Source organism: Streptomyces aurantiogriseus (assembly GCF_014649375.1).
Classification (GTDB): domain Bacteria; phylum Actinomycetota; class Actinomycetes; order Streptomycetales; family Streptomycetaceae; genus Streptomyces; species Streptomyces aurantiogriseus.
This window is the reverse complement of record NZ_BMSX01000012.1, coordinates 138001-156759: the sequence shown is the minus strand read 5'-3', so window position 1 is coordinate 156759 and position 18759 is coordinate 138001. Positions and strand designations below refer to the sequence as shown.

18 protein-coding genes and 1 pseudogene are annotated in these 18759 nt (G+C 73.0%); 12 read left to right on the top strand and 7 right to left on the bottom strand.

Going from position 1 to position 18759, the window contains the following annotated elements; translation table 11 throughout:
- The first annotated feature begins 1 nt into the window (after position 1).
- A complete protein-coding gene (bioD, locus tag IE263_RS25040) occupies positions 2-724 on the top strand; it encodes a dethiobiotin synthase (protein WP_189940005.1) in 723 nt (240 codons plus the stop codon).
- Between the two features lie 327 nt (positions 725-1051).
- Here the strand turns inward: bioD and IE263_RS25035 are convergent, their stop codons facing one another.
- Complete coding sequence (locus IE263_RS25035; RefSeq protein WP_229911139.1) at positions 1052-3574, bottom strand: helix-turn-helix domain-containing protein; 2523 nt, start codon at positions 3572-3574, stop codon at positions 1052-1054.
- 115 nt (positions 3575-3689) lie between these two features.
- Between IE263_RS25035 and IE263_RS25030 the strand changes: the two genes are divergently transcribed.
- Positions 3690-4376 carry an esterase/lipase family protein gene (locus IE263_RS25030; protein WP_189940004.1) on the top strand — a complete coding sequence of 229 codons (687 nt, stop codon included), beginning with the start codon at positions 3690-3692 and terminating at the stop codon, positions 4374-4376.
- Between the two features lie 119 nt (positions 4377-4495).
- Positions 4496-5188 (top strand): class I SAM-dependent methyltransferase, encoded by a 693-nt coding sequence (locus IE263_RS25025; protein ID WP_189940003.1) that lies wholly within the window; start codon positions 4496-4498, stop codon positions 5186-5188.
- 45 nt (positions 5189-5233) lie between these two features.
- Here IE263_RS25025 and IE263_RS25020 read toward each other — a convergent pair whose 3' ends face one another.
- Entirely contained in the window at positions 5234-5608 is a 375-nt protein-coding gene (locus IE263_RS25020; protein WP_189940002.1) for a fic family toxin-antitoxin system, toxin component, read from the bottom strand.
- A 4-nt stretch (positions 5609-5612) separates the two neighbouring features.
- Entirely contained in the window at positions 5613-5864 is a 252-nt protein-coding gene (locus tag IE263_RS25015) for a toxin-antitoxin system HicB family antitoxin (protein WP_189940001.1), read from the bottom strand.
- A gap of 136 nt (positions 5865-6000) precedes the next feature.
- On the opposite strand from IE263_RS25015, the gene IE263_RS25010 reads away from it, so the two are divergent.
- From IE263_RS25010 to IE263_RS24980, 7 genes are all read left to right on the top strand, one after another.
- Complete coding sequence (locus IE263_RS25010; RefSeq protein ID WP_189940000.1) at positions 6001-6837, top strand: ABC transporter ATP-binding protein; 837 nt, start codon at positions 6001-6003, stop codon at positions 6835-6837.
- 4 nt (positions 6838-6841) lie between these two features.
- Positions 6842-9409: an ABC transporter permease gene (locus IE263_RS25005; protein WP_189939999.1), complete on the top strand. Its 2568-nt coding sequence runs from the start codon at positions 6842-6844 to the stop codon at positions 9407-9409.
- Between the two features lie 46 nt (positions 9410-9455).
- Positions 9456-10343 carry an LLM class F420-dependent oxidoreductase gene (locus IE263_RS25000; protein ID WP_189939998.1) on the top strand — a complete coding sequence of 296 codons (888 nt, stop codon included), beginning with the start codon at positions 9456-9458 and terminating at the stop codon, positions 10341-10343.
- 78 nt (positions 10344-10421) lie between these two features.
- Positions 10422-10847, top strand: coding sequence for a GNAT family N-acetyltransferase (locus tag IE263_RS24995; RefSeq protein ID WP_189939997.1), 426 nt, complete (start codon positions 10422-10424; stop codon positions 10845-10847).
- A 176-nt stretch (positions 10848-11023) separates the two neighbouring features.
- Positions 11024-12358 carry a hemolysin family protein gene (locus IE263_RS24990; RefSeq protein WP_189939996.1) on the top strand — a complete coding sequence of 445 codons (1335 nt, stop codon included), beginning with the start codon at positions 11024-11026 and terminating at the stop codon, positions 12356-12358.
- A complete protein-coding gene (locus tag IE263_RS24985; RefSeq protein ID WP_189939995.1) occupies positions 12355-13368 on the top strand; it encodes a hemolysin family protein in 1014 nt (337 codons plus the stop codon). The genes IE263_RS24990 and IE263_RS24985 overlap by 4 nt, the downstream gene beginning before the upstream one ends.
- Positions 13369-13434: 66 nt before the next feature.
- Positions 13435-14232 (top strand): SGNH/GDSL hydrolase family protein, encoded by a 798-nt coding sequence (locus IE263_RS24980; RefSeq protein WP_189939994.1) that lies wholly within the window; start codon positions 13435-13437, stop codon positions 14230-14232.
- On the opposite strand, the pseudogene IE263_RS24975 reads toward IE263_RS24980, so the two are convergent.
- A pseudogene (locus tag IE263_RS24975) lies at positions 14229-14438 on the bottom strand (IS481 family transposase); the annotation flags it as partial. The gene IE263_RS24980 and the pseudogene IE263_RS24975 overlap by 4 nt on opposite strands.
- 90 nt (positions 14439-14528) lie before the next feature.
- On the opposite strand from IE263_RS24975, the gene purB reads away from it, so the two are divergent.
- Both purB and mug read left to right on the top strand, forming a co-directional pair.
- Positions 14529-15971: an adenylosuccinate lyase gene (purB, locus tag IE263_RS24970; RefSeq protein ID WP_189939993.1), complete on the top strand. Its 1443-nt coding sequence runs from the start codon at positions 14529-14531 to the stop codon at positions 15969-15971.
- A complete protein-coding gene (gene mug, locus IE263_RS24965) occupies positions 15968-16543 on the top strand; it encodes a G/U mismatch-specific DNA glycosylase (RefSeq protein WP_189940148.1) in 576 nt (191 codons plus the stop codon). The genes purB and mug overlap by 4 nt, the downstream gene beginning before the upstream one ends.
- Here mug and IE263_RS24960 read toward each other — a convergent pair.
- The 3 genes from IE263_RS24960 to IE263_RS24950 are packed head-to-tail and all read right to left on the bottom strand — an operon-like array spanning position 16521 to position 18667.
- Positions 16521-16964: a hypothetical protein gene (locus IE263_RS24960; RefSeq protein WP_189939992.1), complete on the bottom strand. Its 444-nt coding sequence runs from the start codon at positions 16962-16964 to the stop codon at positions 16521-16523. The two genes, mug and IE263_RS24960, sit on opposite strands and share 23 nt — an antisense overlap.
- A 57-nt stretch (positions 16965-17021) precedes the next feature.
- Positions 17022-17744, bottom strand: coding sequence for an ABC transporter permease subunit (locus IE263_RS24955; protein WP_189939991.1), 723 nt, complete (start codon positions 17742-17744; stop codon positions 17022-17024).
- 2 nt (positions 17745-17746) lie between these two features.
- Positions 17747-18667: an ABC transporter ATP-binding protein gene (locus tag IE263_RS24950; protein ID WP_189939990.1), complete on the bottom strand. Its 921-nt coding sequence runs from the start codon at positions 18665-18667 to the stop codon at positions 17747-17749.
- Between the last annotated feature and the right edge of the window lie 92 nt (positions 18668-18759).

The following is an 18759-nucleotide window of genomic DNA, read 5'->3' as shown; positions in this document are numbered from 1 at the left end:
CATGCCGATCCTGGTGATCACGGGGACGGGCACGGAGGTCGGCAAGACCGTCACCACCGCGGCCGTCGCCGCGTCGGCCCGCGCGGCCGGCCGTTCGGTGGCCGTGCTGAAGGCCGCGCAGACGGGTGTACGGCCGGACGAGCGCGGGGACGCCGACGAGGTCGCGCGCCTCGCCGGCGCCGTCACAACGGCCGAACTCGCCCGCTATCCCGACCCGTTGGCCCCGGCGACGGCAGCTCGACGTGCGGGTCGCGAACCGGTGCGCCCCCACGAGATCGCCGAGGCCGCCGCCAAGCTGGCCACCGAGCACGACCTGGTCCTCGTCGAGGGCGCCGGCGGGCTGCTCGTACGGTTCGACGAGGCGGGCGGAACCCTGGCCGACGCGGCGGAGCTGCTGCGGGCGCCGGTGCTGGTGGTGGCCTCGCCGGGCCTGGGCACCCTGAACACCACGGAACTCACGGCTCGTGAACTCCGGTCCCGGAAAGTCGAGTTGCTGGGCGTGGTCATCGGCAGCTGGCCCGACTCCCCTGACCTGGCGATGCGTTGCAACGTCACCGACCTGCCGGATGTCGCCGGGGCGCCCCTGCTGGGGGCGCTGCCGGCCGGTGCCGGTTCACTCACGCCCGCCGACTTCCGTGCCTCGGCACCGGCTTGGCTGGCGCCGCGGCTGGACGGGACGTGGGAGGCGGAGACGTTCCGGAGGAGCACGGCGCCCGGGGCTTGACCGTCGCCGCGCAACCACCGGAAGCCGACCGGCAGCGCTGCCGACGAGAGCCTCAGGTCACGTCCGCCGGCCTCGCCGACGGCGGAGCCCGGTGGAACACAGCCCAGCTGCACCGACCACGGGAAACCGAGCCATGCAGGAGGAGCAAGGCGCCCAAGGCTTGACCGTCGCCGCGAAACCGCCGGCAGCCGGCCGTCCCCGGCCGCCGGCGAGCACCCGAGCGCCCACTCCCGCCGGTCGTCGGTCTCGTCGCAGCCCCGTCGGGCGCAGCCCGGCCGCGCCGGCCCCAGGTGGCCGAGCCCTTGGTGGCCGAGCTCCTGGTGGAGGTCAGCGGCGCCCGGCCTGGCCCTCGTCGGCCTCCGCGAGCAGGCGGACCAGTTCGATGCGGGAGCGGATGCCGAGGCGGGTGAAGACGCCTCGTAGGTGGTGGTCGATGGTGCGGGGGCTGAGGGCGAGGCGGGTGGCGATCTCGCGGTTGGTGGCGCCGTCGGCGGCCATGCGGGCGACTCGGAGTTGCTGGGCGGTCAGGTGGGTCGTGGGACTCTCGGGGGCGCGCCGGGAGGCGGGTGCGCCCAGCGCGCGGAGTTCCGCGCGGGCGCGGTCCGCGCGGTGGGGGGCGCCGAAGGCCTCGAACGCCTCCAGGGCCGCGTGCAGGTGCTCGCGGGCCTCGGTGCGGCGGCGCAGGCGACGCAGGGCGCCACCGAACAGCAGTTCCGTGTGGGCGCGTTCGAAGGCGCGGCCGCCCTGGGCGTGCAGGTCGAGTGCGGTGCGGTAGTGGTCGACGGCGTCGGCGCCCGGGGTGAGCAGGGCGCGGCAGCGGGCGCTGAGCGCCAGGTCGTCCGTGCTGCGGACAGCGCGGGCCCAGCGGTCGTAGTCGGCGTGGGCGGCGCGGGCGACCCGGGTGTCGCCGGTACGGACGGCGGCCTCGACGTAGTGCGGGGTGGCCAGGTGGCGGATGGCCCGGTGGCCGTGGCCGGGGCCGAACCCGGCGAGGGCGCGCAGCCGCGCCGCGGCGGCGTCGTGGCGGCCGTGGCCGAGGTCGAGGAAGGCCAGCGCCCACTGGGCGAGTGCGGCGGGCAGGCCGAGTCCGTGGGCGAGGGCGTAGGAACGGGCGGCTGCGGCCCGTTCGCGGCACAGGTCGGCGTCGCCGGTGAGCGCCGCGAACATCGCGAGGGCGGCCTGCAGATGGCAGGCGCCGTTGTCCTGCCCGGTGGAGTACGCCTGGCGCAGGGCGTCCAGGGCGGCGGCCTCGGCGGCTCGGCTGCGGCCGGTCCAGAAGTCGGCGTAGGCACGGAACTCCATGGCCTGGGACACGACGGGTGTGACGCCTCGGATGCGGGCGGCGGCGGCCGCCCGGACGGTGGCGGTGGCGGCGCGGGTGTGGTCGCCGAGCATCAGGGCGGCGATGGCCCCGTGGACGAGGAGGGTGGGGTCGCCGCCCGGGCCGCACCGTCCGGCGGTCGCCTCCAGGAGGTCCCGCGCGTCCTCGTACCGGCCGTCGACGGCCGCGGCGAGCCCGCCGAGCACGCCCGGCGGCGCGATGCCCAGCCGCACGGCCACACGCACGGCCTCGCGGCAGCGGCGCAGGTCGCCCGTGTAGACGGCGGCTTCTGCGGCGCGGGCGAGGAGGTGGCGGGGGTCCTGGTGGGACCTCGCCGTCACCGCGTGCGTCAGCGCGGCGCTCGCCCCTGGGGGAACCGCTCCCGCAGACGGGGACACGACAAGCCCCTCCAGCGCACCCGCCCCCGCAGACGGGGACACGGCAAGCCCCTCCAGCGCACCCGCCCCCGCAGACGGGGACACGGCAAGCCCCTCCAGCGCACCCGCCCCTGGTGGAGACGCCCCCGCGGACGGCGACGCCACACCCGCGCCCGGCAACATGGCACGCCCGTCGGCATCACCCGCCCCCACAGCCGACGCCCCAGCACACCCGGCCGCACGACCAGCCCCCGCGCACGGCAACGCCACACCCGCGCCCCCCGTTTGAGCCGCCCCCTCCACCAGCGCGTCGAACGCCTCCCCCGCGTGCCCCGTTCGCAGGGCGAGGATCCCGTCCAGGGCCTCGGCGGGGGTGCGGGCGGAGAGAAGGCGGGCGTGGTTGCCGTCGCCGGAGTTCCAGGCGTCGGCGGCGGCCTCGGCGAGGAGGCGGGCTCGTGCGCGGGGGTCCGGGGAGAGGGCGGCGGCGCGTTCGGCGAGGGCGGTGGACAGGGCCGGGTCGCCGGCGGCGCGGGCCTGTGCTGCGGCGGCCGTCAGCTCCGTCGCGAGCCGCCCGCTGGGGCCGAGGGCGCCCGCTCCCCGGTGCCAGGACCGCCGGGGCGCCTCGCCCGCGCCGTGCAGGACGCGGGCGAGCAGCCGGTGGACGTCGCGCCGGTCGGTCGGGCCGGCCGCGTCGTACACGGCGATCCGGGTCCAGGGGTCGACGAAGCCGACCCCGCCGGCAGTGGCGTGGGCGAGGCCCACGGCCTCGGCGGCCTCCAGGGGTCGTGTGTCGAGGCGGGTGGCGGCGACGGCCCGCAGGAAGGCGTGGGTGGCGACCGGGTACTGGTCGGCCGCGGCGAGCAGGAGCAGCAGCCGTGTCTCGTCCGGCAGCGCCCGCACCGCGCGGCGGCGGGCGGCGAGCAACCCGGGGGCGAGCCGGGCGGGTTCGACCGGGAGCGGATCGAGGCCGGCCGCCTGGCGTTCGGTGAGCCGCGCCGCGAGTTCGGCGGCCGCGCGCGGATCGCCGTACACCAGGCGCAGCACCCGTACCCGGACGCGTTCGGGAAGCGCGAAGGCCGGGCGCGGCCACGCGTCGGCGAGCGGCGGTGGCGAAGTGCGGTCAAGAGGTGGGGGGTTCACCGGAGTCACCACACAAGTGACGTTACCGATGGGTTACTTGAACCGTAAAGACCGGCGATTTCGCCGATGCGGCGCGCGTAGACCCCACCGGACACTCCTGGCGACCCCACCCGTTTCAGGAGGCATCATGCAGCGCCACAAGCGTCGCATCGCCGCGGCCCTCTCGGCCGTGGCCTCTTCGCTCCTTCTGGCACTCTCCTTCTCCGCTCCCCCGGCCCAGGCGGCGACCCACAACCCGGTCGTCTTCGTGCACGGCATCAGCAGTTCCTCCAGCAGCTGGACCGACTGGGTCGCGAACTTCAAGGCGGACGGTTACACCGCCGCCGAGCTGGACGCCTGGTCGTACAGCTGGTCCCAGTCGAACGTCACCACCGCCCGGCAGCTGGCCACCGAGATCCAGAACGTGCTCGCGCGGACCGGCGCGAGCAAGGTCGACCTCGTCGTCCACTCCATGGGCGCGCTCAGCTCCCGCTACTACCTCAAGAACCTCGGCGGAACGGCGTACGTGGACGACTTCGTCTCGGTCGCCGGCACCAACCACGGCACGTCGGTCGCCTCGCTGTGCGGGTGGCTGTACACCTCGTGCGCCGAGATGCAGACGGGCAGCTCGTTCCTCACCGCGCTCAACTCCGGCGACGAGACCCCGGGCAGCGTCTCGTACGCCACGTACTGGTCGAACTGCGACGAGGCGATCAACCCCGACTCCTCGGCGCTGCTGAGCGGGGCGACCAACGTCGGCGTCGGCTGCGTCTCGCACACCGACACGAACAACGACTACGGGATCTACGAGCAGGTGCGCGACTTCGTCCAGTGACTCGTCCGGTGACCCGTTCCGTGATGCATTCCGTCGTGCATCCGGTGCGGGGCAGCGGGGGTGCGACGGGTCCGTTCGGGGGAGAATCCCGGTAGGCCCGTCCTTCCCGGGAGGTCGCCATGCCGCCACGGTCCGCCACCGGCTCCGGCAAGGTGCCCGGCGATCCCGTCCACCACCCGCTGTTCGCCCGTTGCTACGCCCGGCTCAGCGTGGCCGCGGAGACCCGTGCCGGTCTGGGCGGTCTGCGCGGCCGGCTGCTCGCCGGGCTCTCCGGCCGGGTCATCGAGATCGGCGCGGGCAACGGCCTGAACTTCGCGCACTACCCGGGTACGGTCTCGGAAGTCGTCGCGATCGAACCGGAGCGCCATCTGCGGCAGTTGGCGCGGGAGGCGGCCGTGCGGGCCGCGCTGCCCGTCGATGTCGCCCCGGGCGCGGCGGAGGCGCTGCCCGTCAAGAGCGAGGCCTTCGACGCGGCGGTGCTGTCGCTGGTGCTGTGCAGCGTGCGGGACGTGCCGCGGGCCCTCGCGGAGCTGCGGCGGGTGCTGCGGCCCGGGGGCGAGGTGCGGTTCCTGGAGCACGGCCTGGGCGGCGGGCCGGCGATGACCTTCACCCAGCGCGCGCTGGACCGGACGGTGTGGCCGCACCTGAGCGGTGGCTGCCATCTGTCCCGCGACCCGGTGCGCGCGCTGCGCGACGCCGGGTTCGAACTCGGCCCGTACCGCAGGCTGGTGCTGCCGGAGAGGGGACCGAGGCTGCCGGTGTCCTACTGCGTGCTGGGCACGGCGTGGCGGCCGGTCACGGACGGGAGCTGAGCCTCACAGGCTCCGGCCGAAACCTCCCAGGCCCCGAGCCGAGCCTCACAGGCTCCACTGGCGCAGCTCCTGCGCGATGTCGTGTACCGACGCCTCGCCGCTCTTGACCAGGCGGGCCAGGTCACGGACCTGTTCGGGTGAGGTGACGACCTTCGCCCCGCTGGCCACGAGGTAGGCGTAGGCGACGGAGCAGGCGAAGAGGGCGTTCGAGCGCTCCAACGCGGGGACGTGGAGGAGCAACTGCAGCAGCGATGCCGCTCGGGCGTGCGGGGTGTCGTAGACGGGGACGTCGAAGATCTCGGCTTGATGGCGTGCCACAGCCGCCACCAGGGCTCCCCAGTCGGTGACTTGGGGATCTCCCGGTGTCTTCTGTTCGGCGAGCATCAGGAGCCAGGCGAGGTCGATGCTGAGGTTGTCCAAGGGTTCAGCGGCGACCTTCGCGCGTGCCGGGGTGCGTGCCCTCGCGTGCCGGGCCGAACTCCTCGGCGAAGACGTTCTCGTACTGCTTCATGAAGTCGGCGGCGGCCTCCACGAAGGTGCGGCCCGCCTCCCCGGTGTCCTGTCGGACCAGTTCCTCGATGTAGCGGTTGACGCTCATGCCGCGCGCGGTGGCACGCTCGCGGGCGGCCCGGGCCGTGCCCTCGTCGACGCGTACGTTCAGCTGGGTCTTCGCCATACCTCGACGCTAGCGCCGCGCCGCTAGCACCGGCAAGGGCGGCCTCGTACCGAAAAGGGATACCGAGTGTGGGCCCGGTCACATTACTCTCGGCCGGACAGGCATGTCGGCACGTCCACGCGAGCCAGGAGGCACCTTGTCCCCATCAGCTGCGCAGCCCGCCCCGGACCTGGCCCCGGCCGACGGCGTGGCGGCCCGCGCCCGCGGCCTGACCAAGGCGTACGGCTCGGGCGAGACCACCGTGCTCGCCCTGGACTCGGTGGACGTGGGCATCGTGCGCGGGCGTTTCACCGCGGTCATGGGGCCGTCGGGCTCCGGGAAGTCCACGCTGATGCACTGCCTGGCCGGGCTCGACACCGTCTCGGCCGGACAGGTGTGGCTCGGCGACACCGAGATCACCGGGCTGAAGGAGCGGGAGCTGACCCGGCTCAGGCGGGACCGGATCGGGTTCATGTTCCAGTCGTTCAATCTGATCCCGACGCTGAACGCGCTCGAGAACATCACCCTGCCCATGGACATCGCGGGGCAGAAACCCGACCAGAAGTGGCTGGACCAGGTGATCGACACCCTCGGGCTGCGGAACCGCCTCAAGCACCGGCCGTCCCAGCTCTCCGGCGGCCAGCAGCAGCGTGTGGCCTGTGCCCGGGCGCTCGCCTCCCGCCCGGAGCTGATCTTCGCGGACGAGCCGACCGGCAACCTGGACTCGCGGGCCGGCCTGGAGGTGCTCGCCTTCCTGCGCGAGGCCGTCGACAGTCTGGGCCAGACCGTCGTCATGGTCACCCACGACCCCGGCGCCGCCGCCCACTCCGACCTGGTGCTCTTCCTGGCGGACGGGCGGATCGTGGACGAGATGGGGCAGCCGACGGCGGAGGCGGTCCTGGAGCGCATGCGCCTTTTCACCGGGGGGAGCCCCCAGGTCTCCGACGCCGACGCGGTCCGCGGGCAGGCCGGCCCCGCCACCGAGGAGGACTGAGCCGGTGCTCAAGGCGACGCTGCGGAGTTTCCTCGCCCACAAGGGCCGTCTGCTGCTGTCCGCCCTCGCGGTCGTGCTGTCGGTGGCGTTCGTGGCGGGCAGTCTGATCTTCTCCGACACGGTGACGCGCACCTTCGACCGTCTCTTCGCCTCCACGTCCGCCGATGTGACGGTGCAGCCGAAGGAGGATCTGAACGCCTCCGTGCCGACCGGCGCGGTCCAGACCGTGCCCGCCGCCCTCGTCGACCGGGTGGCCCGCGTCGAGGGGGTGGCCTCGGCCCACGCGGACGTGGGCGTGGAGAACATCACGGTCGTCGACATCAAGAACAAGTCCGTCGGACCGACCACCGGCGCACCCACCATCGCCGCCGACTGGTACGTCACCGACCGCAGCTCGGTGGAGCTGACCTCCGGCGCCGCCCCGCGCGGCGCCGGCGAGGCCGTGCTCGACGCCGACACCGCCGACAAGAAGGGTGTGGAGATCGGTGACACCCTGACCGTGATGGCCCAGCCGGGTTCGTTCAAGGTCAGGATCGTCGGCATCGCCACCTTCAAGACCACCAACCCGGGCGCGGCCCTGGTCTTCCTCGACCCCGAGGTCGCCGCCGGACAGCTCCTGGGCTCGGCCGACAAGGCCACGGGCGTCTCCGTCGAGGCGGCGCGGGGCGTGACCGACGCCGAGCTGAAGCGCCGGGTCGCCGCCGCGCTCGGCTCCGGCCCCTACGACGTGAAGACGGCCGACGAGCAGGCGAAGTCGGCGGCGGAGCAACTCGGCGGGTTCCTCGACATCATCAAGTACGTGATGCTGGGCTTCGCCGGGATCGCCGTCCTGGTGGGCGTGTTCCTGATCGTCAACACCTTCTCGATGCTGATCGCCCAGCGCACACGCGAACTGGGCCTGCTGCGCGCCCTGGGCGCCGACCGCCGCCAGGTGCGTCGCTCGGTCCTCACCGAGGCGGTGCTGCTCGGTCTCGTCGGCTCGACGCTGGGTCTCGCGGCCGGGATCGGCCTGGCGGCCGGCCTGATCCGGCTGATGAGCGCGTTCGGCATGAACCTGAAGACCACGGAGATGGCCGTCGGCTGGGTCACCCCGGTGACGGCGTACGTCGTCGGCGTCGGCGTCACCTTCGTCGCCGCCTATCTCCCCGCCCGGCGTGCGGCGGCCGTGTCCCCGATGGCGGCCCTGGCGGACGCGGACATCGCGGGCGTGGGACGGCCGCTGAAGGTGCGCGCGGTGGTCGGGGCGGTCGTCGGCGCCCTCGGTGTGGCCGCGCTCGTGGGCTGCGTGACCGCGTCGGCGACGGCGTCCGCGGCCTCCCTGCTGGGCCTCGGCGTCGTCCTCACCCTGATCGCGACCGTCATCGCGGGACCCCTGCTGGTGCGCCCGGTGATCCGGGTGCTCGGGGCGGCCTTCCCGGCCCTGTTCGGCTCGATCGGCCGGATGAGCCAGCGCAACGCCCTGCGCAACCCCCGCCGCACCGGCGCCACCGCCGCCGCCCTCATGGTCGGCCTCGCCCTGGTGGGCGGCATGTCGGTGGCGAGCGCCTCCATGTCGAAGTCCTTCGACCAGCAGATCGACAAGACACTCGGCGCCGACTTCGTCATCCAGAACACCAACTTCACCCCGTTCTCCCAGGAGGTCACCGACCGGGTCCACGCCACCGGGGGTGTCGGCACCGTCGTACGGCAGCGGTTCGCGCCGGTCGCCGTACGGCTGCCGGACGGCAGACGGATCGAGACGACGGCCGCCGGGTACGACGACCAGGTCGACGAGGTCGCGCATGTGACGTACGCGCAGGGCGACACGGCGGCCGCGCTGGCCGGCGGTGCGCTCGGCATGGACGTGGACTTCGCGAAGGATCACGGCGTGCGGGTCGGCAGTGTGCTCCCGGTCGAGTTCCCCGGCGACCGGACCCTCTCGCTGAAGGTCGGCGCGCTCACCGACCAGGACGCCGCCGAGGGCTTCGGCATGCAGGGCGGGCTGTTCCTCGGTATCGCGACCGTCGAGAAGTACGTGCCCGGCGGGCAGGACTCCGTGCTGTACGTCAACACGGACCCCGGCGTGAACGCCGACGGCCTGCGGCCCCGGCTGGAGAAGGCGCTCGACCCGTATCCGCAGGTGCAGGTGCGCGACCAGGCCGACTACAAGGACCTGGTCCACGACCAGATCGCGGTGCTGCTGTACCTGGTGTACGCGCTGCTCGGGCTCGCGATCGTCATCGCGGTGCTCGGTGTGGTCAACACGCTGGCGCTGTCGGTGGTGGAGCGGACCCGGGAGATCGGGCTGCTGCGGGCCATCGGGCTGGCCCGGCGGCAGTTGCGCCGGATGATCCGGCTGGAGTCGGTGGTGATCGCGGTGTTCGGCGCGGTCCTCGGGCTGGCGCTCGGGCTGGTGTGGGGCGTGTGCACCCAGCAGGTGCTCGCCCTGCAGGGCATGAAGGCGCTCGCGATCCCGTGGGGCACGATCGTCGCGGTCGTCGTCGGGTCGGCGGTGGTCGGCGTCGTGGCGGCGCTGCTTCCGGCGTTGCGTGCCTCCCGCATGAATGTGCTGGCGGCCATCGCGCACGAGTGATGGAATCACGGCGGAAACTCGAGTCGCTTCCAGCTGAGGAGAGTTCATGCCGCGCCCGTTCCGCTTCGGAGCCAGCCTGATCGAGCCCGCGCCCGCCGAGGAGTGGCGCGCCAAGTGCCGCCGGGTCGAGGAACTCGGCTACGACGTGCTGCTCGTCCCCGACCACCTGGGGATGCCGGCGCCGTTCCCCGCCCTGGTCGCGGCCGCCGAGGCCACCGAGCGGCCGCGTCTGGGCACGTTCGTGCTCAACGCCGGTTTCTGGAACCCGGCGTTGCTCGCGCGTGAGGTGGCCACGACGGACGCGCTGACGGGCGGGCGTCTGGAGCTCGGGCTCGGCACCGGGTACGTACGGGCGGAGCACGAGACGGCGGGGCTGCCGTGGGGCTCGCCCGGTGAACGGGTGGCGCATCTGCGGCGCACGATCGAGGAGCTGGACCGGCTGCTGGGTTCGCAGGAACACAGACCCGGGCCGGTGCAACAGCCGCGGGTGCCGCTGCTGATCGGGGCCAACGGCGACCGGATGCTCGAGCTCACCGCCGAGCACGCGGACATCGCGGCCTTCACGGGTGCGCGACCGGCGGCGCAGAGTCCGACGGGCCTGACGCCGATCACGGCCGACGAGCTCGACGAGCGCGTGGGGCGCTACCGGGAGCTGGCGCAGGGCCGCGAGGAACCGGCGGAGCTCAACCTGCTCATCCAGATGGTGATCGTCACCGAGGACCGCGAGGCGGCCGTCCGGCCCCTCCTGGAGCGGGCGCCGCACCTGACCCTGGCGCAGGCGCTGGAGCTGCCCCTGCTGCTGATCGGCACGTTCGAGGAGATCGTCACGCAGGTGCTCGCGCAGCGGGAGCGGTACGGATTCTCGTATCTGACGGTGCTGGAGCCGTACATCGAGGCGTTCGCGCCCGTGATCGCGGAGTTGAAGGGACGCTGACCGGGGCCGGGGAACGGGACGCTTGTCCGGATGCTGGAATTCCGCCTCCGGACGCACCGCCCGTGATGGGATCGACCCATGTCTGATCTGCGGATATGGGCCGCGACGCCCGACGACCTCGACACCGTGCTGGCCTTCTGGAAGACCGCCGCCGAAGGGACGAGCATCAGCGACGACCGGGACGGCGTGGAGCGGCTGGTCGCCCGCGACCCCGAGGCGCTGATCCTGGCGGAGAAGGACGGCGAGCTGGTCGGCACGGTGATCGCCGGGTTCGACGGCTGGCGCTGCCATCTGTACCGGCTGGCCGTGCACCCGGAGCGCCGTCGGCAGGGGATCGGTTCGGCGCTGCTGGCCGCCGCGGAGGAGCGGTTCGCGCGGCTCGGCGGGCGGCGCGGGGACGCGATGGTGCTGACGCACAACGAGACGGCGCACCATGCGTGGCGCGCGGCGGGGTACACGCCTCAGGAGCAATGGCGGCGCTGGGTGAAGCCGTTCACCGGCTGAGCCGGCCCGCCGACCGTCCGCTTTGCCGATCCTTTACCATTGGGGGACCGTACGGACAGTACGGTCCTCCTATCGGTTCATGAAAGGTGTGAGCGTCCGCCCATGGGCGAGCCTCCCAGTACGCGACATCGCGCGCTCCTCCCTGCCCTGTCCGACCATGGGACGGAGGTGACCCGATGATGGAAGTGCTCCTGCTGCTGGTGGCGATCCTGTTGTCGCTCGCGTGCGGCGCCTTCGTCGCGGCCGAGTTCTCGCTGACCACGGTGGAGCGTGGCGAACTGGAGCGGGCCGTCGCGCGGGGCGAGCGCGGCGCGGCCGGCGCCCTCAAGGCCGTCCGCAACCTCACCTTCCAGCTCTCCGGCGCCCAGCTCGGCATCACCGTCACCAACCTGGTGGTCGGCATGCTCGCCGAGCCGTCGATCGCCAAGCTGATCTCCGGGCCGCTGGAGTCGGTCGGCTTCTCGCCCGCCGCGGCGAGCTCGGTCGCGCTGGTGCTGGGTACGGCCCTGTCGACCGTGTTCCTGATGGTCGTCGGCGAGCTGGTGCCGAAGAACTGGGCGATCTCCGCCCCGTTGATGATGGCCAAGCGGGTGGGCAACGCGCAGCGCTGGTTCAGCGCCGCCTTCCGCCCCTTCATCACCCATCTGAACAACACCGCGAACCGTGTGGTGCGCCGCTTCGGTCTGGAGCCCGCCGAGGAGCTGGCCTCTGCCCGCAGCCCCCAGGAGCTGGCGGCGCTGGCCCGGCACTCCGCCAAGCAGGGCGCCCTGGAGGCGGACACCGCCGAGCTGTTCGTGCGCACGCTGAACCTGGCCGACCTCACCGCGGAGAACGTGATGACCCCGCGCGTGCAGGTCATCGCCCTGGAGGCCCTGGCGACCTGCGAGGACGTGGCGAACGCCACCCGGGCGACGGGCCTGTCCCGCTTCCCCGTCTACCGCGGCAACCTGGACACGGTGGTCGGCACCGCCCACATCAAGGACGTCCTGGCGGTCCCCGCGGAGCGCCGCACCCGGGTGTCCGTCGCGGAGATCATGCGCGAACCGCTGCTGGTGCCCGAGTCGCTGACCGTGGACCGGCTGCTGGACCGGCTGTCCGGCAAGCGGACGATGGCCGTGGTCATCGACGAGTACGGCGGTACGGCGGGCGTGGCGACACTGGAGGACATCGTCGAGGAGGTCGTCGGCGAGGTCCGTGACGAGCACGACCCGCACGAGACGCCCGACCTGGCCCCCGCGGGCACGGACGACGACGGCCGTGTCCTGTACTCGGCCGACGGCGCCGCCCGCACCGACCAGCTCACGCGCGTGGGTCTGCACACCCCCGAAGGCCCGTACGAGACGCTCGCCGGCCTGGTCGCCACCGAGCTGGGCCGCATCCCGGCCGTCGGTGACAGCGTCGAGATCGCCGGCTGGCGCATGGACGTGGTGGACGCGTCCGGCCGCAGGGCCGCGCGGGTGCTGCTGCACGCGCCGCTCGAGGACCCGTCCGGACAGGAGGTCGGCAAGTGACCGCCGTCCAGTTGCTGATCGGCCTGGCGACCCTGGTCGTCAACGCCTTCTTCGTCGGCGCGGAGTTCGCACTGATCTCCGTACGCCGCTCCCAGATCGAGCCGTACGCCGAGCGGGGCGACCGGCGCGCCAAGAGCGTGCTGTGGGGCCTGGAGCATGTGTCCGCGCTGATGGCGGCGGCGCAGCTCGGCATCACCCTGTGCACCCTGGTCCTCGGTGTCGTGGCGGAACCGGCGATCGAACACCTGCTGGAGCCGGTGTTCCACGCGATCGGCGTGCCCGAGGGCGCCGGCCACGCGGTCTCCTTCGTGATCGCGCTGACCCTGGCGACGTATCTGCACATGCTGCTGGGCGAGATGGTGCCGAAGAACATCGCGCTCGCCGAGCCGGTGCGCAGCGCACTGCTGCTCGGACCGCCGCTGGTCGCGCTCTCCCGGGGGCTGCGCCCGGTGATCTTCGCGATCAACGCCTTCGCGAACGGCCTGCTGAAGCTGATGCGGATCGAGGCCAAGAACGAGGTCACGGCCACGTTCTCGGACGCGGAGCTGGCACAGATCGTCAAGGACGCCGGCGAGGCGGGGCTCCTCGACGACCGCGCCCAGGAGCGGCTGCACGACGCCCTGGAGCTGGGGCGCCGCCCGGTGCGGGACGTCGTCCTTCCCCTGGAACGCGTCGTCTACGCGCGCGTGGGCGTCACGCCGGAGGAACTGGAGCGGCTCGCGGGCGAGTCCGGGTTCTCCCGCTTCCCCGTCGTCGACGAGGGGGACCGGATCGTCGGCTACCTGCATGTCAAGGACGCGCTGGACGCCTCGCCCCGACACGTGCCGTTCCGGCTGCGGGATCTGCGGCCCATCGCGCGCGTGCGGGAGACGACGCCCCTGGACGACGTCCTCACCGCCATGCGGGGCAGCCGTACGCATCTGGCGGCCGTGCTGGGCGCCGACGGGCGGCTCGCGGGGCTGGTGACCATGGAGGACGTGCTGCGGGAGCTGTTCGGGCAGCGGGCGTGAGCGGACGCGGGGGCGCGGAGGGCGACCGACCGGCGGGTATGTGAAGGGGTTACCATCGCTGACGCCATGCAGACGAACACCACACCCCCGTACACCAGCCACACCAGCCTCGTCGCGGTCGGCGACTCCTTCACCGAGGGCATGTCGGACCTGCTGCCCGACGGCACCTACCGGGGCTGGGCGGACCTCCTCGCGGGACGGATGGCCGCCCGCACGCCCGGCTTCCGGTACGCCAACCTCGCCGTGCGCGGCAAGCTGATCAGGCAGATCGTCGAGGAACAGGTGCCCGTGGCGGCCGCGATGGGCGCCGACGTGATCACCCTCGTCGGCGGCCTCAACGACACGCTGCGCCCCAAGTGCGACATGGGCCGCGTCAAGGGCCTGCTGACGGAGGCGGTGGAGCAGCTGGCCCCGTCCTGCAAGCAGCTCGTGCTGATGCGCAGCCCCGGCCGGCAGGGCCCGGTCCTGGAACGATTCCGGCCGCGCATGGAGGAACTGTTCGCCTGCGTCGACGACCTCGCCGCCCGGCACGGCGCCCTGGTCGTCGACCTGTACGGCGCCCCGTCCCTGGGCGACCCGCGCCTGTGGGACGTGGACCGGCTGCACCTCACGGCCGAGGGCCACCGCCGCGTCGCCGAGGCGGTCTGGCAGACCCTCGGCCACGACCCCGAGGACACCGAGTGGCACACACCGATACCGGCGACCCTGCCGCCGGGCTGGGTGATGCGCCGCGTGGCGGACGTCCGGTTCGCCCGGCAACACCTGCTGCCGTGGATCGGGCGACGCCTGACCGGCCGCTCGTCGGGCGACGGCCTTCCGCCGAAGCGGCCGGAACTGCTGCCGTACGAGGGCCCCGCGGTCTAGGTGTACTGACCCGCAGCGTTGTTCACACGGCTGATCGGGAGTCGGCCTCCGAGGGCGGTGTGGCAGCGGTGGTGGTTGTAGGTGTGCAGGAAGTCTGCCAGGGCGCCGGTGCGTTCATCGTCGCTGTTGCAGGGCCGCAGGTGGGCCCATTCATCGAGCAGAGTGCGCGCCGGAACTCTGTCACGCGGACGTCCTGGCCGAGCTCGCGGAGTGCGGACGGTGACGCGGGTCTCGTAGGTTCCGCCGAATGGCCCCGCGGCGCTGGCCTGCAGGAATCGCCAGTAGAATCCGTACACGTGACTTCCGCTCCCGCCAAGCCCCGCATCCCGAACGTCCTCGCCGGACGCTACGCCTCCGCCGAGCTCGCCACGCTCTGGTCGCCCGAGCAGAAGGTGAGGCTGGAGCGTCAGCTCTGGCTCGCCGTGCTCCGGGCGCAGAAGGACCTCGGGATCGAGGTGCCGGACGCGGCGATCGCCGACTACGAGCGCGTCCTCGACCAGGTCGACCTGGCCTCGATCGCCCAGCGTGAGAAGGTCACGCGGCACGACGTGAAGGCGCGGATCGAGGAGTTCAACGACCTCGCCGGGCACGAGCACGTGCACAAGGGCATGACCTCGCGCGACCTGACGGAGAACGTCGAGCAGCTGCAGATCCGTCTCTCGCTGGAGCTGATGCGCGACCGCACGGTGGCCGTCCTCGCCCGGCTGGGCAAGCTGGCCGGGGAGTACGCCGAGCTGGTCATGGCCGGCCGCTCGCACAACGTGGCCGCGCAGGCCACCACGCTCGGCAAGCGTTTCGCGACCGCCGCCGACGAGCTGCTCGTGGCCTACGGGCGGGTCGAGGAGCTGCTCGGCCGCTACCCGCTGCGCGGCATCAAGGGCCCGGTCGGCACCGCGCAGGACATGCTCGACCTGCTCGGCGGGGACGCCACGAAGCTGGCCGAGCTGGAGGACCGGATCGCGCGACACCTGGGCTTCTCGCAGGCGTTCACCTCCGTCGGCCAGGTCTATCCGCGCTCGCTGGACTACGAGGTCGTCACCGCGCTGGTGCAGTTGGCGGCGGCGCCGTCGTCGCTGGCGAAGACGATCCGGCTGATGGCCGGGCACGAGCTGGTGACCGAGGGCTTCAAGCCGGGCCAGGTCGGCTCCTCGGCGATGCCGCACAAGATGAACACCCGCTCCTGCGAGCGCGTCAACGGCCTGATGGTCATCCTGCGCGGCTACGCGTCGATGACGGGCGAACTGGCGGGCGACCAGTGGAACGAGGGTGACGTGTCCTGCTCGGTGGTGCGCCGGGTCGCGCTGCCGGACGCGTTCTTCGCGCTGGACGGCCTGCTGGAGACGTTCCTGACGGTGCTCGACGAGTTCGGGGCCTTCCCGGCGGTCGTGTCGCGCGAGCTGGACCGCTATCTGCCGTTCCTCGCCACCACCAAGGTGCTGATGGGCGCGGTGCGCGCGGGCGTGGGCCGTGAGGTCGCGCACGAGACGATCAAGGAGAACGCCGTGGCCTCCGCGCTGGCGATGCGCGAGCAGGGTGCCGAGCGCAACGAGCTGCTGGACAAGCTCGCCGCCGACGAACGCATCCCGCTGGACCGTGCGCAGCTCGACGCGCTGATGGCCGACAAGCTGTCCTTCACGGGCGCCGCCGCCGACCAGGTGGCCGTCGTCGTCGGCCGGATCGAGGAGATCGTGAAGCAGCGGCCGGAGGCCGCCGGCTACACCCCCGGAGCGATCCTCTGACCCGCTTCACCCAGGCGGAACTGGAGGCCGCCCGCGACCGGCTCGTCCCGGACGTGGTCGCGGGCGGTCTCCGTGTGCTGTTCTGCGGCATCAACCCGGGGTTGATGACGGCGGCGACCGGTCATCACTTCGCCCGCCCGGGCAACCGTTTCTGGCCGGTGCTGCACCTGTCCGGTTTCACGCCGAGGCTGATGAAGCCGGCCGAGCAGCGGGAGCTGCTGTCGCACGGGCTCGGCATCACGAACGTGGTGGCGCGGGCGACCGCGCGGGCCGACGAGCTGACGGCGGAGGAGTACCGCGAGGGCGGGCGGCTGCTGGCGGAGAAGGTGGTCCGGCTGCGGCCCCGCTGGCTGGCGGTGGTGGGGGTGACCGCCTACCGGGCCGCGTTCGACGACCGCAGGGCCCGGGTGGGCCCGCAGGAGCGGGTCATCGGGGACACGCGCGTGTGGGTACTGCCGAACCCCAGTGGGCTCAACGCCCATTGGACGGCGGCGACGATGGCGGAGGAGTTCGCGCGGCTGCGGGTGGCGGCGGAGACGCCTCCGGCGGTCACGGGGGAGCCGTCTCGGTGACGACGGCGAGGAGCTGGAACGGCAGTTCCTTGTCCCACTGGGAGACGCCCAGGGCCATCCAGCGTGCCGTGCCCGGCAGTTGCCACAGGTGGACGTCCGGCACGTGCGCGCTGAGCGAACCCCAGGGCTCGGGTATGTCCTCGCCGTCCATGGAGCGTTCCAGAATGCTCGCCAGGCTGATGCGGTGCGGTGGGCCCCAGCGGTCGGTCAGCCGCTCCGTGAGACCGTCCCGGTCGGCGTCGTACTGTGCCTCCGTCTCCTCCCCCTGTGTCCCGTCGTCCTCCCAGAAGTCGTCGCTGGTCTGTAACTCGGCGACGAGATGACCGGGACCTCCCGTGCCCACGTCCGTCCTGCCGTACTCCGCGGGGAAGTCCCGGGTGCACAGCAGGTCGATGGTGTCGAGCCATCGCGCGATGTCCATGTGATCCAGTGAACCGGCCGCCACCGACAATTGGCCGGGCGTCAGGGACCGGGCGGCTCAGGCGTCCCGGCGTCGTATCCGCCACGCCCCCGCGGCGAGCGCCGCCGCCGTCCACAGGGCGGTCACCGCCAGGCCGGTCCACGGCCCCAGGGCGCCGTCCGGCGTGCTGTGCAGGACCACTTGGCCGGCCCGGTCGGGCAGGAGGTCCGCGATGCCGCCCGACATGTCGCCGACGACGAAGGACACGATCAGCAGGAAGGGGATGAGGATGCTGAGCGCGGCCACTCCGCTGCGCAGGACGGCCGTCAGGCCGGCGGCGAGCAGGGACATGAGCGTGAGGTAGATCCCGCAGCCGACGGCGGCGCGCAGACCGTCGGCCGTGCCGAAGCCGTCGGCCTTCTCCCCCAGCACCGCGCTGCCCACCGCCAGGGTCACGAAGCCCGTGGTCAGTCCGGCGGCCAGGACCGGCAGTGCGATCGCCGTCAGTTTCGCGGCGAACCAGCGCCCACGCTGCGGCACCGCGGCCAGTGACACCCTCAGTGCGCCGCCCTGGAACTCAGCCGCCACGGCTGTTGTCCCGAACGCGATCGCCGCGATCTGCCCGAAGCTGACGCCGAAGAAGGCGGAGAAGAGCGGATCGAAGTCCTCGCCGTCCGTGTCGGCGGCGGCGAGCGTGGCGAAGGCGACGGTGGCGAGCAGGATCGCGCCCAGGCCGCCGATCTGCGAGCGCAGCGTACGGATCTTGATCCACTCGGCGTGGAGAGCGGGCTGGAATGCCATGGTCAGGCCTCCTGCGGCTGGGCCGCGAACTCGGCGTCGGCGGCGGTCAGATCGAGGTAGGCCTGCTCCAGCGTGCCTTCCTCGGCGGTCAGTTCGAGCAGGGGGACTTCGGCTTGGGACGCGAGGCGGCCGATGTCGTCCACGCGCGCGTGGTGCACGGTCCAGTGCCCGTCGTCATGGACGACGGCGTCGTGGCCGTGGCGGGCCAGGGCCTTGCCGAGGGCGGTGGGGTCGGTGGTGCGGATCCGTACGCGGGGCTGCACGCGCGCGTCGATGAAGTCCCGCATGGGGGTGTCGGCCAGCAGGCGGCCCCGGCCGAGGACGACGAGGTGGTCGGCGAAGGAGGCGGTCTCGTTCATCAGATGGCTGGAGACCAGCACGGTGCGCCCCTCCCCCGCCAGTCGGCGCAGCAACGCGCGGATCCAGACGATGCCTTCGGGGTCCAGGCCGTTGGACGGTTCGTCGAGCACCACCACCTCGGGGTCACCGAGCAGGGCCGCGGCGATGCCCAGTCGCTGGCGCATGCCCAGGGAGTACGTCTTCACCCGGCGGCGCGCGGCCGGGGCGAGCCCGGTCTCCTCCAGCACCTCGTCGACCCGGCGGACGGGGATGCGGTTGCTCGCGGCCAGGGCGCGCAGGTGGTCGCGGCCGGTGCGGGAGCCGTGCGGGGCCTGCGCGTCGAGCAGGGCGCCGACGTGCCGCAGGGGTTCGCGCAGGGTGGCGTAGGCCCTGCCGTCGAGGGTGGCGGTGCCGGACGTCGGGCGGTCGAGGCCGAGGAGGAGGCGCAGCGTGGTGGACTTGCCGGCGCCGTTGGGGCCGAGGAAGCCGGTGACGCGGCCGGGCAGGACGCGGAAGGTGAGTCCGTCCACGGCCCGTCGGCGGCCGTACTCCTTGGTGAGGTCGCGGAGGTCGATGCTGCTCATGGCCCCAGCCTGGCGACCGACCCGGTGCACGGGCCTCCCCCGCCGGTGGAGTCCGTCTCCCCCGCTCGGGGGAGGCCCGTTGTCAGTGGCGG

Coding starts and splice junctions, on each gene's coding strand:
- IE263_RS25025 (WP_189940003.1), top strand. CDS start 4,496: ATGCCGCCACGGTCCGCCACCGGCTCCGGCAAGGTGCCCGGCGATCCC.
- IE263_RS24980 (WP_189939994.1), top strand. CDS start 13,435: ATGCAGACGAACACCACACCCCCGTACACCAGCCACACCAGCCTCGTC.
- IE263_RS25000 (WP_189939998.1), top strand. CDS start 9,456: ATGCCGCGCCCGTTCCGCTTCGGAGCCAGCCTGATCGAGCCCGCGCCC.
- bioD (WP_189940005.1), top strand. CDS start 2: ATGCCGATCCTGGTGATCACGGGGACGGGCACGGAGGTCGGCAAGACC.
- IE263_RS25015 (WP_189940001.1), bottom strand. CDS start 5,864: ATGGCGAAGACCCAGCTGAACGTACGCGTCGACGAGGGCACGGCCCGG.
- IE263_RS24960 (WP_189939992.1), bottom strand. CDS start 16,964: ATGGACATCGCGCGATGGCTCGACACCATCGACCTGCTGTGCACCCGG.
- IE263_RS24990 (WP_189939996.1), top strand. CDS start 11,024: ATGATGGAAGTGCTCCTGCTGCTGGTGGCGATCCTGTTGTCGCTCGCG.
- IE263_RS24955 (WP_189939991.1), bottom strand. CDS start 17,744: ATGGCATTCCAGCCCGCTCTCCACGCCGAGTGGATCAAGATCCGTACG.
- IE263_RS24950 (WP_189939990.1), bottom strand. CDS start 18,667: ATGAGCAGCATCGACCTCCGCGACCTCACCAAGGAGTACGGCCGCCGA.
- IE263_RS25030 (WP_189940004.1), top strand. CDS start 3,690: ATGCAGCGCCACAAGCGTCGCATCGCCGCGGCCCTCTCGGCCGTGGCC.
- IE263_RS24995 (WP_189939997.1), top strand. CDS start 10,422: ATGTCTGATCTGCGGATATGGGCCGCGACGCCCGACGACCTCGACACC.